Consider the following 15,967-nt stretch of genomic DNA (forward strand, 5'->3'; position numbering starts at 1 on the left):
CAACCCTCAGGCTTGAGGATCAACACCGCCAACGGCGGCAGGTTCAGTTCCAGCGATAACGACTGGCCATGGCTCGGCACTTCCTCGGTAAACGCCCCGCCGCCATTGCCGTAATTGGAACCGGCATAGGTGTCGGCATCGCTGTTGAGCAGCTCTGTCCAGCGCCCGGCGAACGGCACGCCCACGCGATAGGCCTGACGCGGTACCGGGGTAAAGTTGGCCACAACCAGCACCGGTTGGCCGTCCTTGCTCCAGCGCAGCCAGGCGTAAACGCTGTTGATCGCATCATCGCCAATCAACCACTGGAACCCCTGAGGCGCGTCATCCTGATCGTGCAGCGCTGGCTCCTCGCGATACAGCCGATTAAGGTCGCCAACCAGTTTCTGTACGCCCTTGTGCTCGGAATACTGCAGCAGATACCAATCCAGCTGCTGATCGTGATTCCACTCGCGCCACTGGCCAAACTCGCAGCCCATGAACAACAGCTTCTTGCCCGGGTGCGTCCACATGAAACTCAGATAAGCCCGCAGATTCGCGAACTTCTGCCAGCGATCGCCGGGCATCTTGTCGATCAGCGAGTGTTTGCCATGCACCACTTCATCGTGGGAGATCGGCAAGATGAAGCGCTCAGACCAGGCGTAGACCAGGCCGAAACTCAGCTCATTGTGGTGATGCGCGCGGTACACCGGATCCTGCTGAATGTAATGCAGCGAATCGTGCATCCAGCCCATGTTCCACTTGTAGGCAAAACCGAGGCCGCCCTGCTGGGTGCTCTGACTGACGCCCGGCCACGCCGTGGATTCCTCGGCGATCACCAGGGCGCCCGGTGCTTCCAGCTCCACCACGTCATTCAAGTGCCGGAGAAAATCGATGGCTTCCAGATTTTCCCGCCCGCCGTGACGATTCGGCACCCACTCGCCGGCCTTGCGCGAATAGTCGCGGTACAGCATTGAGGCCACCGCATCGACGCGCAAACCATCGACATGGAAATGCTTCAACCAGTGCAGCCCGGAGGCCAGCATATAGCCGTGCACTTCGGTGCGCCCCAGGTTGTAGATCAGCGTGTCCCAATCCTGATGGAAACCTTCCAGCGGATTGCCATATTCGTACAGCGCGGTGCCGTCGAACTGCGCCATGCCGTGAGCATCGGTCGGGAAATGCGCCGGCACCCAGTCAAGGATCACGCCAATTTCCGCCCGGTGGCAGGCGTCGACGAATTCCGCGAACTGCGCCGGCGAGCCGTAGCGCGCACTCGGGGCAAATTGTGAGAGCAATTGATAACCCCAGGAACCGCCAAACGGGTGCTCCATGATCGGCATCAATTCAATGTGGGTGAAGCCCAGTTCCTTGACGTAAGGGATCAGCCGCTCGGCCAATTCCGGCCAGGTGTACTGGCGCGCCACTTCGCCCAGATCATCCAGCTCGCATTGCCACGAACCGGCGTGCAGTTCATAGATCGACAACGGCGCCGAATGCTTGTGGCGGTCACGGCGGCTGTTCATCCAGTCGTGATCCTGCCAGTCGATTTGCAGCGGTTCGGCGACTTTCGACGCGGTGTCCGGCGGCAGACTGGTGGCCAGCGCCATCGGGTCAGCCTTGAGCGGCAAGATCCCGTGGGCGCCGAGAATTTCATATTTGTACAACTCACCCGCTTGCAGGCGCGGGATAAACAACTCCCAGACCCCGGACGGATGACGCAAGCGCATCGGATGGCGACGGCCGTCCCAGACGTTGAAATCACCCACCACCGACACACGCCGGGCATTCGGCGCCCACACGGCAAACCGTACGCCGTCGACGCCATCGACAGTTTTCAGCTGCGCGCCAAGGCACGCGCTGAGGTCGCGGTGATTGCCCTCGGCGAACAGATACAAATCCATTTCACCGAGTAACTGGCCGAAGCTGTACGGATCTTCCGCGACCTGCTCGCCACCGGCCCAGCGCGTGCGCAACTGGTACGGGCGCGCCTGCTCGAAATGGCCGACAAACAACCCCGGCGTTTCGGTTTGCTCCAGCGGGCCGCGTTCTTCGCCGCTGTCCTTGTCCAGCACCACAACGCTCAACGCACCGGGCAGATAAGCGCGAATGAATTGCCCGCCAGCGCCATCGCCATGGGGGCCAAGAATTGAAAAAGGATCGTGATGTTCAGCACGCACCAAGGCATCGATATCTTTCGCCGAGGGCAGCAATGCTTCTTTGACCTGACCCTGTTCCTTGTTCGAGAAACTCATGACTACTCTCCACCAAGATCGGAAAAGGGTTTAAGCCCCGTCAATAACCCATACAAACCGTGCAACGGCACGGGCAGCCACGTGGGGCGATTTTCGGCTTCATAGGCCACTTCATAGGCCGCCTTCTCCAGACCGAACAATGCCAGCGCAGCGTCGGCCCCTTCAGGATCTTGCCAAGCATGATCAAGACTAGCTGCCGCGCGGCGATATGCCTGAACAAATGCTTCACGGGCCTCACGCAAGTAACGCTCGGCCACGCGACGGCGGGCGTCTTCGGACTCGGCACTGTGGTCGACGTTGTGGACGTTGATGGTCATCGCCGCCGCGTAATCGAAGGAGCGCAGCACACCACTGACATCTTTGTACGGACTGTGTTTGCCACGGCGCTCGCTCAATGGCCGCGCCGGTTCGCCCTCAAAGTCGATCAGGTAGGCATCGCCTTTGATCACCAGCACCTGGCCCAGGTGCAGATCGCCATGCACGCGAATGCGCAAGCCGCCAGTGGCTTTCTTCGCCAGATCCTGCACATGGGCGAGGATGGTTTTTTTCTCGTCGACCAGCCGTTTCACCAGCTTTTGATCCGCCGCACTGAGTTCGCCCTGATGCTGCTTGAGCAACTTCAGCGCGTGTTCGACTTGAGCAGCAATATCCTTGGCCGTCGCTTGCATGTCCTTGGCGGTGGACACCTGTGGGGCGAAATCGGCGTTGTCGGTCGGTGCCGCGAGCACGTTGTGCATCTCGCCGAGGCGTTGGCCGAGCAGGCTGGCGAAATCCTTCAATTCGCCCAGCGCGTTGTAATGTTGCTCCTGCTCGGACATGGCATCGGCAAGTTCATCGCGCAGTGCCCGTTCAAGGTTGTTCTGCGTCCATTCCCAGGCGTCGCCCTGATTGCTCAGATAGCCTTGGGCGATCATCAGCAAGTTGTCTTCGCCCTGGGCATCGCGACGAATCACCGAGCCAAGCAATGGAGAAATATTCTCGAAACCGGCCTCGGTCAGGTACGCGCTCATCTCCAGTTCCGGGTGCACGCCGGAAGCCACTTTGCGGATCAGCTTGAGCACCAGGCTGTTGCCGATCACCACCGAACTGTTCGATTGCTCAGCCGACAGATAGCGCACTTCCGACTCGGCACCGAGGCCGAGTTTTTCCAGTTGCGCCGTCGGTGCGAAACGGATCTCGCCCTCGGTTGACTCCAGCACGGTGTTGTTCTGCATGCCTTGCAGCACGGCGCGAATAAACGCTTCGAGGCTGAACGCATCGGTGATCAAACCGACCTGACGCACGCGACGAACGCGCGACAACGCCAGTTGCTGCGGCAGCGCCGGGCCGACCTGATCTTCGGAGATAAAACCGAACGGCAGCTGATAACGGCTGGTCTGGCCAGCGCTGGTGACCTCGATTTCGCTGAGCAGCACCGGATGTTGGGCGTCGCCAAAGCGCACACCGTAGGCCAGATTCACCTTGTCGATGGCCGCGTCCTTGCCGGCGAACCAGCGTCGGTTCTGCAGCCAGCTCGGCAAAATGTTTTGCTCCAGCGTCGCGCGGGACGGTGCTTCGAGCAGCTCTTCCATGCGTTTTTTCAACACCAGCGTGGTGAAGTCCGGCAGGCTCTGCGCAGGTTCCACGTGCCAGCTCGGCATCTGATTTTCCGTGGCAAGCGCAAACCAGTAGAAACCGTACGGCGCCAAAGTCAGGAGGAAATTCAACTGACCAATCGGCGGGAACGCGTTACCGCCGAGCATCTCCACCGGCACCATGCCGACGTACGCCGACAGGTCCAGTTCCGCCGCTTGCGCGCTGCGCGACACGTTAGCCACGCAGAGGATGATTTCGTGTTTGCCGTCGGCGTCGGTGAATTCGCGGGTGTACGCGAGAATCCGGCGGTTGCTTGGTGAAAGCATTTTCAACGTGCCGCGACCGAACGCCTTGGACTGCTTGCGCACGGCGAGCATGCGTCGTGTCCAGTTGAGCAACGAATGCGGATCACCGGCCTGGGTTTCGACGTTGACCGACAGGTAACCGTATTGCGGGTCCATGATCGGCGGCAGCACCAGGCTTGCCGGATCGGCGCGGGAGAAGCCGCCATTGCGGTCGATCGACCACTGCATCGGCGTGCGTACGCCGTCGCGGTCGCCGAGATAGATGTTGTCGCCCATGCCGATCTCGTCGCCGTAATACAACGTCGGCGTGCCGGGCATCGACAGCAGCAGGCTGTTAAGCAACTCGACACGACGACGGTCGCGCTCCATCAGCGGTGCCAGGCGTCGACGAATACCGAGGTTGATCCGTGCGCGGCGGTCAGCGGCGTAGTAATTCCACAGGTAGTCACGCTCTTTGTCGGTGACCATTTCCAAGGTCAATTCATCGTGGTTGCGCAGAAAAATCGCCCACTGGCAATTGGCGGGAATTTCCGGGGTCTGGCGCAAAATGTCGGTGATCGGGAAGCGATCCTCCTGGGCCAACGCCATGTACATGCGCGGCATCAGCGGGAAGTGGAACGCCATGTGGCATTCGTCACCATTCAAGCCGCTGGCGTCGGTGTCACCGAAATACAGCTGGGTGTCTTCCGGCCATTGGTTGGCCTCGGCGAGCAGCATGCGGTCGGGGTAATTGGCGTCGATTTCGGCGCGAATCTGCTTGAGGACGTCATGTGTCTCGGGGAGGTTTTCGTTGTTGGTGCCGTCGCGCTCGATCAGGTACGGAATGGCGTCGAGGCGCAGGCCGTCGATGCCCATGTCCAGCCAGTAACGCATCACCGAGAGCACGGCTTTCATCACTTGCGGGTTATCGAAATTCAAGTCCGGCTGGTGCGAATAGAAACGATGCCAGAAGTACTGGCCCGCGACCGGGTCCCAGGTCCAGTTGGACTTTTCCGTGTCGAGAAAAATAATCCGCGTGCCGTCGTACTTCTGATCGTCGTCCGACCACACGTAAAAATCCCGTGCCGCCGAGCCGGGCTTGGCTTTGCGCGCGCGCTGGAACCACGGGTGCTGGTCAGAGGTGTGGTTGATGACCAGCTCGGTGATCACCCGCAAACCACGTTTATGCGCCTCGGCGATGAAGCGCTTGGCATCGGCCATGGTCCCGTAATCGCTGTGTACGCCACGGTATTCGGCAATGTCGTAGCCGTCGTCACGGCGTGGCGAGGGATAGAACGGCAACAGCCAGATGGTGTTGACGCCGAGTTCGGCGATGTAATCGAGTTTGGCGATCAGGCCGGGAAAGTCGCCGATCCCGTCATTGTTGGAGTCGAAAAACGATTTTACGTGAACCTGATAGATCACCGCATCCTTGTACCAGAGCGGGTCTTTGATAAAGGTGGCTGCCTTGGGTTTCTTCGCCATGTGAAACTCCTGCTGAATTCTATTCAATTCCTGTGTAGGAGCTGCCCAAGGCTGCGATCTTTTGATTTTGTTTTCTGCAAGCAAGATCAACAGATCGCAGCCTTCGGCAGCTCCTACATTGGGTTAGGCGTGCATCAATCGGTGGTGATTCGCCAGATGCCGAACGGCTGGTAAGCCGGGTCTATGCGCATGAACTGGTATTTGCCATGCCAGTCCCAGCGATGTCCGTTCATCAAATCTTCACCATGGGTCGTCGCATCGTCCGGCAAGCCCATTTCCCACAGCGGCAGTTCGAAATTCGCTTCCTGCACGTTATGCGGATCGAGGCTGACCGCGACCAGAATGAAATTGCTGCCATCGGCGCTGCGCTTGCCGAAGTACAGAATGTTGTCGTTCCAGGCGTTGTAGACCTTCAGGCCCAGATGCGTGTGCAACGCCGGGTTCTGTCGGCGGATGCGGTTGAGCTGGGCGATCTCGGCAATGATGTTGCCCGGTGCGGTGAAGTCGCGGACGCGGATCTCGTATTTCTCCGAGTCGAGGTATTCCTCCTTGCCCGGCACCGGCGCCGCTTCACACAGTTCATACCCGGAATACATGCCCCACAGGCCCGAGCCCATGGTCGCCAGCGCCGCGCGGATCAAGAACCCCGGACGCCCGGACTCATGCAGGAATGCCGGATTGATGTCAGGCGTATTGACGAAGAAATTCGGCCGGTAGCACTCGCGCCACGGCGATTCATTCAGCTCGGTGAGGTACGTGGCCAGTTCGGCCTTGGTGTTGCGCCAGGTGAAATAGGTGTAACTCTGCGTGTACCCGACCTTGCCCAACCGCGCCATCATCGCCGGCGTGGTGAACGCCTCGGCGAGGAAGATCACTTCCGGGTGCAACGCCCGCACATCGGCAATCAGCCATTGCCAGAACGGCAACGGTTTGGTGTGCGGGTTGTCGACGCGGAAGATCTTCACACCCTCCTCGACCCAACCGATGACGATGTCGCGCAGCTCGACCCACAGGCTCGGAATCGCATCCGGCGCGTAAAAGTCGACGTTGACGATGTCCTGATATTTCTTCGGCGGGTTTTCCGCGTATTTGATCGTGCCGTCCGGGCGCCAGTTGAACCAGCCCGGATGCTGCTTGAGCCACGGGTGATCCTGAGAACATTGAATGGCGAAATCGAGAGCGATTTCCAGGCCATGATCGGCAGCCGCCGCCACCAGTCGACGGAAGTCTTCGCGAGTACCGAGTTGCGAGTGAATCGCCTCGTGACCACCCTCCTCGCTGCCAATCGCATACGGGCTGCCAGGATCATCCGGGCCAGCGCTCAGCGAGTTGTTGCGACCCTTGCGATGCGCGCGGCCGATCGGGTGGATCGGCGTGAAGTACAACACGTCGAAACCCATGTCCTGGATCATCGGCAAGCGCGAGTGCACGTCATTAAAGGTGCCGTGACGTTTGGGGTCATCGGTGATCGAGCGCGGAAACAGCTCGTACCAACTGGCGAACTCGGCCAGCTCACGCTCGACGTCCACCGGGAATTCAGGGCTGACGCTCAAGTAGGCGCGGTGATCGGCCTCGGCCATCAATTGCGCACTGCGCGAGTGCAGAAACAGCGCGACCTGCTCGGTTTCGAGCAACCCCGACAGTTCATGGTGCAGCGCGGCGAGCTGTTCGCTGAGCTGGCCTTCGCTGCGTTCGGCGGCCTGTTGCACCATCGCCCGGCCTTCTTGCAACTCGAGCGAAACCGGTACGGCGGCGGTGTGTTTCTTCTCCAGCTCGTACTGGAAACTGGCGAAGTGATCGATCCACGCTTCGATGCAGTACAGAAAACGCCCCTGATGCTCAGGACGGAACTGGCCTTGCCAGCCGTTATTGCCTTGATCGGACATGACCTCGCTTTGCCAGGTCTCCTCGCCTTCCTCGCGCCAGCGAATGCGCACGGCCAGTTTGTCGTGGCCGTCGGCGAACACCTTGCTGGTGACCACAATTTCGCGCCCGGCGATCGACTTGACGGCAAACTGGCCGCCATCGAGGGTCGGCAGGGTGTTTTCGATGGCGATGCGTGGCAACAACAAGGCCTGCGACAGCGGGATGTGCGGGTTGTAGCTCAGTTCTGAGGGGGTTTCAGCAGTCATTGAGCATCTCTCCTTAACGCCCAAAGGACGCTCTTGTGCCGGTTCAGCGTTCGCAATCGAGCGCCCGTCCGGAATGAACTCACTTAGGTTCCGAGCGACCTGCCCCGGGAAAAGTTCAGATGAAATTGCCGTTACAGAAAAGCGGATCGAATTCGCCACGAGGTGGTCAATCCACTTAAGCACTTCTCACGCCATGTGCCACACGGAGGTCCACCGATGAACATCCCGATCCCGGCCGAAACACCCGATCCGAACATCGACAAACCCACCCTGCCCGAAACCGAACCGCAACCGATTCCCGAGCAGGAACCACCAGGCACCACGCCACCCCCCAAGGAAGAACCACCAACGACCATGCCCCCCGTGATCCTCTGAATCCGCCACCCCTCAGGTACCTGATCGTTCCCACGCTCGGCGTGGGAATGCAGCCCGGGACGCTCCGCGTCCCCAAGCGGACGCAGAGCGTCCATTGAGGCATCCCCACGCAGAGCGTGGGAATGATCAGCCGGCGCAGGAGCGATCAGTGGTCATCCGTCTTCTGCTCTTCCTTCTCGAAAAACTTCACGATCCGTGGCATCACGCTGAAGATGCCCAACGCCAACAAGGTACTGAGCAACGCCGTCGCCTCTTTGCCCATCCCTGCCGCCACGCCAATTGCCGCCGTCATCCACAGCCCAGCCGCTGTGGTCAGGCCCTTTACGTGACCTTCGTCGCCTTCCGGGTTCTTCAAAATAGTCCCGGCGCCGAGGAAACCGATCCCGGCAATCACCCCCTGCAGCACCCGGCTCATCGCATCGGACTCCGCCCCTGACGTTTGCGGCACCAGCACAAACAGCGCCGCTCCCAGCGCCACCAGCATGTGCGTGCGCACCCCGGCGGCCTTGCCTCTGTGCTCACGCTCAAACCCGAGAATCCCGCCGAGAATCGCCGCCATCAGCAGGCGCACGGTAATGCGCGTCAGCTGCGACGCATCGCCGACGTCGGCGAATTCCGCTTGCAGGGTTGCCCACACTTCATGCCACCACGCGTTCATCGTGCAGTCCTTGTTATTGGCTCATAGACGATGGACAGCGGCGACCATTAATCAGTTGCGCAGAACGATCAGCGAAGCGCGCGCCCTAACCTTGCAGATACCCCTGAAAAAAGGACTGCCGCCATGCCTCTGCGAGTCGATGAATCCAATCCCGAGCAAAAAGTGTGTTTTTTCACCGTCGAAAATGGTGAGGAAATTCGCATTTGCGACACCCTTGAAGTCAGGACAGATAGCGACAAAGCCATGTCTTTCGTTGAAATAGAAGGCCGCCGCGTTTACATCACCGAAGCCGAGGCCGACGCCTTGACCGTTGCCGGTGCCAGAGACGGTCGCAAGCACCTGAAGGCCGACGAGAGTGATTCGGTGATTTGACTGACCCGGATCAACACCCGGCGCAAACGTCTGCGATAGGCGTTTGCGCCTTTGTCTGCGGGCTGCTTCAAGTTGACGCAGGCGCTGTGCAAAAAGCCATCTGATCCGCTTTTTATTGAAATACCTGAGTCTGTTATGCAAACAGATCGACGCTCATAGTGCTCTGGCCTGATGGAGGCTGATGAGCGAATAACCATGAGCGAACAAATCCCCGTCCGAACCGTAGAAGCATCTCCCACTATAAAAAGTGTGCCCGCACGCCCAATGAAGGCGACGGCCAAATCCAGCGACAACCAGATTCACACCCGCAGCTTCACCGGTCTGTTCCGCACCTTGCGCATGAGCGGCGCGGGGCTTCTGTTTTTGCTGTTCTTCGGCACCGTGTGGCTGAACTGGGGTGGCCGGCAGGCAGTGCTCTGGGACCTTTCCGAAAGCAAATTCCACATCTTCGGCGCGACCTTCTGGCCACAGGATTTCATCCTGCTCTCGGCGCTGCTGATCATTGCCGCGTTCGGCCTGTTCGCCATCACCGTGTTCGCTGGCCGGGTCTGGTGCGGCTACACCTGCCCGCAGAGTTCGTGGACGTGGATCTTCATGTGGTGCGAAAAGATCACCGAGGGTGAGCGCAACCAGCGCATCAAACTGCAAGCCGCACCGTGGAGCCTGAACAAACTCGCGCGGCGTGCGGCCAAGCACACCTTGTGGCTGGCGATCAGCGTGATGACCGGCCTGACCTTCGTTGGCTACTTCACCCCGATCCGGCCACTGGCCGAAGAGCTGCTGACCTTGCAGATCGGCGGTGTCAGCCTGTTCTGGGTGCTGTTTTTCACCGCTGCCACTTACATCAACGCCGGTTGGCTGCGTGAAGCGGTGTGCATGCACATGTGCCCGTATGCGCGCTTCCAGAGCGTGATGTTCGACAAGGACACCTTGGCGATTGCCTACGACGTGGCCCGTGGCGAAAACCGTGGCCCGCGCAAACGCGACGTCAAACCGCTTGAAGCCGGGCTCGGCGATTGCATCGACTGCCAGTTGTGTGTGCAGGTCTGCCCGACCGGCATCGACATCCGTGACGGCTTGCAGATGGAATGCATCGGTTGTGCCGCGTGCATCGACGCCTGTGACTCGATCATGGACAAGATGAACTACCCGCGCGGCTTGATCCGCTACAGCTCCGAGCGCGAATTGCAGGGTGGCAAGACGCACCTGCTGCGGCCCCGACTGATCGGCTACACCGTGGTGCTGCTGGCGATGATCGGCGCTCTGGCGCTGGCGTTGGTCGAGCGGCCGATGGTGTCGCTGGACGTGACCAAGGATCGTGGGCTATTCCGCGAGAACGGTCAGGGCCAGATCGAAAACATCTATAGCCTCAAAGTCATCAACAAGACCCAGCAACGCCAGACTTACAACTTGAGCCTGGTGGACGGCGACGGCTTCCAGCTACAAGGCAAGACTGAACTGAGTCTGGCGCCGGGCGAGATCGTTGACGTGCCGGTGTCGGTGGCGATGACCACCGAACGCCCGGCCAGCAGCTCGCAGACCCTGAGCTTCAAGATTGCCGACAGCGATGAGCCTGAGGTTTACAGCGTGGCGAAGAGCAGGTTTGTTGCGCCGATGAATCGTTGAGCCGTTAGAATCCGCTCCCTCACCCCAGCCCTCTCCCAGGGGTAGAGGGGGCCGACCGAGGTGTCTGTCGCTATACATCGACCTGACAGACCGAGTCGATTATGGATTCAGCAAAGCATGTTCAGGCCGAGTCGATTATGGATTCAGCAAAGCACTTTCAGGTCGGTGTAGTTCACAAGCATCCCCCAATCAGTCCCCTCTCCCTCTGGGAGAGGGTTAGGGTGAGGGGCAGTTCTCCTGACACACCTCATCATCAACCAGCACCAAGGCTCCTCGATGAAACGCTACGAAAAATTCGCCGACGACATCGCTGAACTGATCCGCTCCGGCGTCCTCGGCCCCGGCCAGCGCGTGCCTTCGGTGCGTTACGCGAGCCAGACCTACGGCGTCAGCCCGTCCACGGTATTCCAGGCGTATTACCTGCTGGAACGCCGTGGCCTGATTCGTGCCCGGCCGCGCTCCGGGTACTTCGTCAACACCCACGCGCCAAGCCCGTTTTCCGAGCCCGTCATCAGCAGTCACGTCAATGACTCCACCGAAGTCGATGTCAGCGAACTGGTGTTCTCGGTACTGGAATCGATCAAGGACCCGAGCACCGTACCCTTCGGCTCGGCGTTCCCCAGCCCGACGCTGTTCCCGCTGCAACGCCTGTCGCGTTCGCTGGCCAGCGCCGCCCGCGAGATGGACCCGCGCATGGTTGTCACCGACATGTCGCCGGGCAACCCGCAACTGCGTCGACAGATCGCCCTGCGCTACATGGTCGGCGGCCTGATGCTGCCGATGGAAGAACTACTGATCACCAACGGCGCCCTCGAAGCACTGAATCTGTGCCTGCAAGCGGTGACCGAGCCCGGCGATCTGGTGGCCATCGAAGCCCCGGCGTTTTACGCCAGCCTGCAAGTGCTGGAACGGCTGAAACTCAAAGCCGTGGAAATCCCCGTGCACCCGCGCGACGGCATCGACCTTGGCGTGCTCGCGCAGACTCTGGAGCGTCATCCGATCAAGGCCTGCTGGTGCATGACCAGTTTCCAGAACCCGATGGGCGCGACCATGCCTGAGGCGAAGAAACAGGAACTGGTCGAACTGCTGCGCCGCCATCAGGTGCCGCTGATCGAAGACGACGTCTACGCCGAGCTTTATTACGGCCAGCAGGCACCGAAACCGGCCAAGGCCTTCGACACCGAAGGTTTGGTCATGCATTGCGGCTCGTTCGCCAAGAGCCTCGCCCCCGGCTACCGCATCGGTTGGGTGGCCGCCGGGCGTTACGCGCAGAAAATCGAACGGCTGAAACTGATGACCTCGCTGTGCGCCTCGATGCCGGCGCAAGCGGCGATTGCCGACTATCTGCAACACGGTGGCTACGACCGGCATCTGCGCAAATTGCGTTACGCACTGGAAGAACAACAGAGCGCGATGCTCGCCGCGATTGCCCGCTACTTCCCGGCACAGACACGGGTCAGCCAACCGGCAGGCGGCTACTTTTTGTGGCTGGAATTACCGCCACAGATGGATTCGCTGAAGCTGTTTCAGATGGCATTGGCGCAGGGCATCAGCATCGCACCGGGACCGATTTTTTCGCCGACGCAGCGTTTCAGGAATTGTATTCGCCTTAATTACGGCAGCCCGTGGACCGAGGATTCGGAAAAGGCCATGGAGACGTTGGGGCGGATCGTGCGGTCGTTCTGATATTCGATGTTGAATGCGCGGGCTTCATCGCTGGCAAGCCAGCTCCCACAGGTTTCTTGGTCGCTCACACATTTTGTGTACGCTGAAGATCCCTGTGGGAGCTGGCTTGCCAGCGATGGGGCCGCAACTATTCACATAGATTTAAAAAACTAACGCCCGCCCCCGAGATCAACAAACGTCCCGGTCGCATACGAAGCCTTATCCGACAACAACCAGACAATCGCCTCCGCCACCTCATCCGGCCGCCCCCCACGGGCCATCGGAATCGCTGACTCCAGCTTGCTGACCCGATCCGGATCGCCGCTCAGTGCGTGGAAATCGGTATAGATGAACCCCGGACGTACTGCATTGACGCGAATCCCCTCGCCCGCCACTTCCTTGGACAAACCGATGGTAAACGAGTCCAGCGCGCCTTTTGAGGCGGCGTAATCGACGTACTCATTCGGCGAGCCCAGTCGCGAGGCTACCGAGGAGACGTTGACGATACTGCCGCCCTGCCCGCCGTGTTTGGGCGACATGCGCAGGATCGCGTGCTTGGCACAGAGGATTGGCGCCAGCACGTTGGTTTTCATGATTTTGAGGATGCGGAATTCGGACATTTCATCGACCCGAGATTTGTGTCCGACGGTGCCAGCATTGTTCACCAGTGCGGTGACGCGGCCCAATTCGGTGTCGACCCGGTGAAACAGCGCGACCACTTCGTCTTCGATACTGACGTCGGCGCGGACCGCAATGGCTTGTGCGCCCAGAGCACGGACTTGTTCCAGCACGCTTTGCGCGGCCTGTTCGTCTTGCTGGTAATTGATGCAGATCCGATAGCCTTGCTCGGCAGCCAACAGCGCCGTAGCGGCGCCGATCCCGCGCCCGCCACCGGTGATCACAATGACTTTATCCATGCTGGCCTTTCCCCCCAATGCACCCATAACAGTCGGGGGAAAGAATAACCGCCCTTGACGGGTTTTGCATGGGCTGTGTTGGGGGCAGACCCTTCACCCCTGTGAACACAATTAACAGTGAACACAGTCATCCTGAAAACACACATCCCTTGTGGCGAGGGGATTTATCCCCGTTGGGCTGCGAAGCGGCCCCAAAATCAGCCAGTGCGGTGTGTCAGCAAGAACCGGGGTGCAAGTAAAAGGGGCTGCTGCGCAACCCAACGGGGATAAATCCCCTCGCCACAGGATGTTGTCTCAGGCAGGAATCAGTTGTTCGCCGCGCACGATGTCTTGCATGAAGCGTTCCGCCGGCATCGGGTGCCCGAGCAGATAACCCTGCAACGAATCACAGCCAAGCTGAGTGAGGAAATCCTGTTGCACGCCGGTTTCAACACCTTCGGCGACAATGCGCAAACCCAGTGCCTGACCCAGCGCGACAATCGCCGACACAATCGCCGCATCATCACTGTCGTGCTCAAGATCGCGGACAAAACCACGGTCAATTTTCAGCTCATTGGCCGGCAGGCGCTTGAGGTACATCAGGCTCGAATAACCGGTACCAAAGTCGTCGATTGACAGGTCAACGCCCATGTCCGACAACTCCTGCAACACAGTCATGCTCGCGTCAGCATCGCTCATGGCCGTGGTTTCAGTGATTTCCAGCGTCAGGCTATTGGCCGGCAAATGATGCGTAGCCAGTGCCTTGGCAACGCTTTGTACCAGCCCGGCATGGCAGAACTGCAACGCCGACAGATTCACCGCAATACGCCAATCGGTGTAACCCAGCACGTACCACTCGCGCATCTGCCGGCAAGCCTCGTTGAGCACCCATTCGCCGATCGGGATGATCAGGCCGGTCTTCTCCGCCAGTTCGATGAACTTGTCCGGCATGAGCATGCCGTGCAGCGGATGCTGCCAGCGCAACAGTGCTTCGGCACCAACCGGGTTACCCGTGGCGGCGTTGAACTTGGGTTGGTAATACAAGCTGAACTGGCTGTGTTCCAGTGCCGCGCGCAGGTCCTGCAACAGCTGCAACTGCTTGCGCGCGTTGTTGTTCATCGACGCGTCAAAGAAGCTGTAACCGTTTTTGCCGAGCCCCTTGGCGTGGTACATCGCCGCGTCGGCATTCATCAACAGTTCCTGAGCGTTCAGGCCATTGCCCGGGTACAGAGCAATGCCAACGCTGGCGGAAATCTGCAAATCATGTTCGGCAACACGGAACGGCCGCGCAATCAGGCCCACCTGACGCGCCGCCAGACCCAATGCATCATTGGGTTCGGTCAGGCGCACCAACAGCACAAACTCGTCGCCGCCAATCCGCGCCAGGGTGTCCAGGCTGCGCAAATCTTCGCGCAGGCGCACGCCCACTTCGCGCAATAACTGATCGCCCATGTGGTGGCCGAAAGCATCATTGACCGGTTTGAATCCGTCCAGATCGATGAACATCAAGGCAAAACAGCCGCCCTGCTCATGGACTTTTTTCATCGCCTGATTGATCCGGTCATCGAGCAGCATGCGATTGGGCAGACCGGTCAGGGTGTCGTGCAGCGCCAGTTGCGTGAGCTCGCGGTTGGCCACCGTCAGCGAGTGCGCCAGATCGGCGGTGCGCGCTTCGAGGCGTGCGTCGAGGATCGATGTGAGCAATGCGATCGACAGCACCGCCAGCGTGGTGATCAGCACCAGGCTGTCGAGGCCGTTGCCTTTCAGACCATTGAGGGTGGCGCCGCAGAAGCTGCCATCGGGAAACTGCGCGGCGGCCATGCCGGTGTAATGCATGCCGACAATGGCAATGCCCATGATCACCGCTGCCCCGGCGCGAATCAGGCGCACATAGGGCGAATGCTGGCGCAGGCGAAAGGCGATCCACAGGGCGGCGGCCGAAGCACCGACGGCGATCAACAAGGACGCGCCGAACAGCGCCGGGTCATAGTCGATCCCGGGTGTCATGCGCATGGCGGCCATCCCGGTGTAATGCATCGCGCTGATGCCGGCGCCCATGATCAAGGCGCCGAATGCATGCTGCAGGATCGGCAATTTCGGCTGGCTGACCAGCCACAAGGCAAACCCGCAGGACAGCACCGCGATCAGCAGCGACAGCGCGGTAATGGTGATGTCGTAGCCCAGATCGATCGGCAGTTTGAAGGCGAGCATGCCGATGAAGTGCATCGACCAGACGCCCACGCCCATGGCCAGCGCACCGCCTGCCGTCCAGAAATGCACGGCACGTCCCTTGGCGGTGGCAATGCGCCCGGTCAGGTCAAGTGCGGTGTATGACGCGAGGATCGCCACGCACAGCGAAATGAAAACCAGGGTGAACGAATAACTACCGATGAGCATGTGCATTCTCGTGGCGACCCGATCCGTACTGCGTCCATTCTCGGCCGGGCAAATGCGCCGATTGTACTGATTGCACAGAAGAACGCACTGACAAAGTAATCAAATTGCCACTAACCCGATGAAACGTTTGTTTGATCGTCCTACAAGGCTCTGGAAAGCACCTTTCCCCCTGTAGGAGCTGCCGAAGGCTGCGATCTTTTGACCTTGATTCTTTAACAAGCAAGATCAGAGGATCGCAGCCTCGTTTCACTCGACAGCTCCTACATAAGCC

General features: G+C 59.8%; 10 protein-coding genes. 4 read left to right on the forward strand and 6 right to left on the reverse strand.

The window, feature by feature from the left end; all coding sequences use genetic code 11:
* From glgB to PMI37_RS26955, 3 genes are all read right to left on the reverse strand, one after another.
* The coding region (gene glgB / locus PMI37_RS26945) for a 1,4-alpha-glucan branching protein GlgB (RefSeq protein WP_008087175.1) at window positions 1-2,231 on the reverse strand (2,231 nt) is incomplete at its 3' end.
* Window positions 2,232-2,233: 2 nt separating this feature from the next.
* A complete protein-coding gene (gene treS / locus PMI37_RS26950; RefSeq protein WP_008087185.1) occupies window positions 2,234-5,575 on the reverse strand; it encodes a maltose alpha-D-glucosyltransferase in 3,342 nt (1,113 codons plus the stop codon).
* Between the two features lie 134 nt (window positions 5,576-5,709).
* Window positions 5,710-7,707: an alpha-1,4-glucan--maltose-1-phosphate maltosyltransferase gene (locus PMI37_RS26955; RefSeq protein ID WP_008087188.1), complete on the reverse strand. Its 1,998-nt coding sequence runs from the start codon at window positions 7,705-7,707 to the stop codon at window positions 5,710-5,712.
* Between the two features lie 216 nt (window positions 7,708-7,923).
* Here PMI37_RS26955 and PMI37_RS32095 point away from each other — a divergent pair, with 216 nt between their 5' ends.
* Window positions 7,924-8,082, forward strand: coding sequence for a hypothetical protein (locus tag PMI37_RS32095; protein ID WP_008087190.1), 159 nt, complete (start codon window positions 7,924-7,926; stop codon window positions 8,080-8,082).
* A 145-nt stretch (window positions 8,083-8,227) separates the two neighbouring features.
* Here the strand turns inward: PMI37_RS32095 and PMI37_RS26960 are convergent, their stop codons facing one another.
* Window positions 8,228-8,740 carry an MgtC/SapB family protein gene (locus PMI37_RS26960; RefSeq protein WP_008087193.1) on the reverse strand — a complete coding sequence of 171 codons (513 nt, stop codon included), beginning with the start codon at window positions 8,738-8,740 and terminating at the stop codon, window positions 8,228-8,230.
* A gap of 123 nt (window positions 8,741-8,863) precedes the next feature.
* On the opposite strand from PMI37_RS26960, the gene PMI37_RS26965 reads away from it, so the two are divergent.
* From PMI37_RS26965 to mapR, 3 genes are all read left to right on the forward strand, one after another.
* Window positions 8,864-9,112 carry a DUF3203 family protein gene (locus tag PMI37_RS26965; protein ID WP_008087195.1) on the forward strand — a complete coding sequence of 83 codons (249 nt, stop codon included), beginning with the start codon at window positions 8,864-8,866 and terminating at the stop codon, window positions 9,110-9,112.
* Between the two features lie 195 nt (window positions 9,113-9,307).
* Window positions 9,308-10,738 (forward strand): cytochrome c oxidase accessory protein CcoG, encoded by a 1,431-nt coding sequence (gene ccoG, locus PMI37_RS26970; RefSeq protein WP_008087197.1) that lies wholly within the window; start codon window positions 9,308-9,310, stop codon window positions 10,736-10,738.
* Between the two features lie 276 nt (window positions 10,739-11,014).
* The gene (gene mapR / locus PMI37_RS26975) at window positions 11,015-12,424 is read left to right on the forward strand and encodes a GntR family transcriptional regulator MpaR (RefSeq protein ID WP_008087199.1); all 1,410 of its coding nucleotides are present in this window, start codon (window positions 11,015-11,017) and stop codon (window positions 12,422-12,424) included.
* Window positions 12,425-12,573: 149 nt separating this feature from the next.
* On the opposite strand, the gene PMI37_RS26980 is transcribed toward mapR, so the two are convergent.
* Together PMI37_RS26980 and PMI37_RS26985 are read right to left on the reverse strand one after the other, a co-directional pair.
* On the reverse strand, window positions 12,574-13,320 hold the full coding sequence (locus tag PMI37_RS26980; protein ID WP_008087201.1) for an SDR family oxidoreductase: 747 nt from the start codon (window positions 13,318-13,320) through the stop codon (window positions 12,574-12,576).
* 294 nt (window positions 13,321-13,614) lie between these two features.
* On the reverse strand, window positions 13,615-15,696 hold the full coding sequence (locus PMI37_RS26985) for a putative bifunctional diguanylate cyclase/phosphodiesterase (RefSeq protein WP_008087203.1): 2,082 nt from the start codon (window positions 15,694-15,696) through the stop codon (window positions 13,615-13,617).
* Window positions 15,697-15,967 lie beyond the last annotated feature (271 nt).

It is taken from the genome of Pseudomonas sp. GM80, assembly GCF_000282515.1.
Lineage (GTDB): Bacteria > Pseudomonadota > Gammaproteobacteria > Pseudomonadales > Pseudomonadaceae > Aquipseudomonas.

Bases quoted from the DNA above. Each gene is read 5' to 3' on its own strand.
- treS (WP_008087185.1), bottom strand. From the start codon at position 5,575: ATGGCGAAGAAACCCAAGGCAGCCACCTTTATCAAAGACCCGCTCTGG.
- PMI37_RS26955 (WP_008087188.1), bottom strand. From the start codon at position 7,707: ATGACTGCTGAAACCCCCTCAGAACTGAGCTACAACCCGCACATCCCG.
- PMI37_RS32095 (WP_008087190.1), top strand. From the start codon at position 7,924: ATGAACATCCCGATCCCGGCCGAAACACCCGATCCGAACATCGACAAA.
- PMI37_RS26960 (WP_008087193.1), bottom strand. From the start codon at position 8,740: ATGAACGCGTGGTGGCATGAAGTGTGGGCAACCCTGCAAGCGGAATTC.
- PMI37_RS26965 (WP_008087195.1), top strand. From the start codon at position 8,864: ATGCCTCTGCGAGTCGATGAATCCAATCCCGAGCAAAAAGTGTGTTTT.
- ccoG (WP_008087197.1), top strand. From the start codon at position 9,308: ATGAGCGAACAAATCCCCGTCCGAACCGTAGAAGCATCTCCCACTATA.
- mapR (WP_008087199.1), top strand. From the start codon at position 11,015: ATGAAACGCTACGAAAAATTCGCCGACGACATCGCTGAACTGATCCGC.
- PMI37_RS26980 (WP_008087201.1), bottom strand. From the start codon at position 13,320: ATGGATAAAGTCATTGTGATCACCGGTGGCGGGCGCGGGATCGGCGCC.
- PMI37_RS26985 (WP_008087203.1), bottom strand. From the start codon at position 15,696: ATGCTCATCGGTAGTTATTCGTTCACCCTGGTTTTCATTTCGCTGTGC.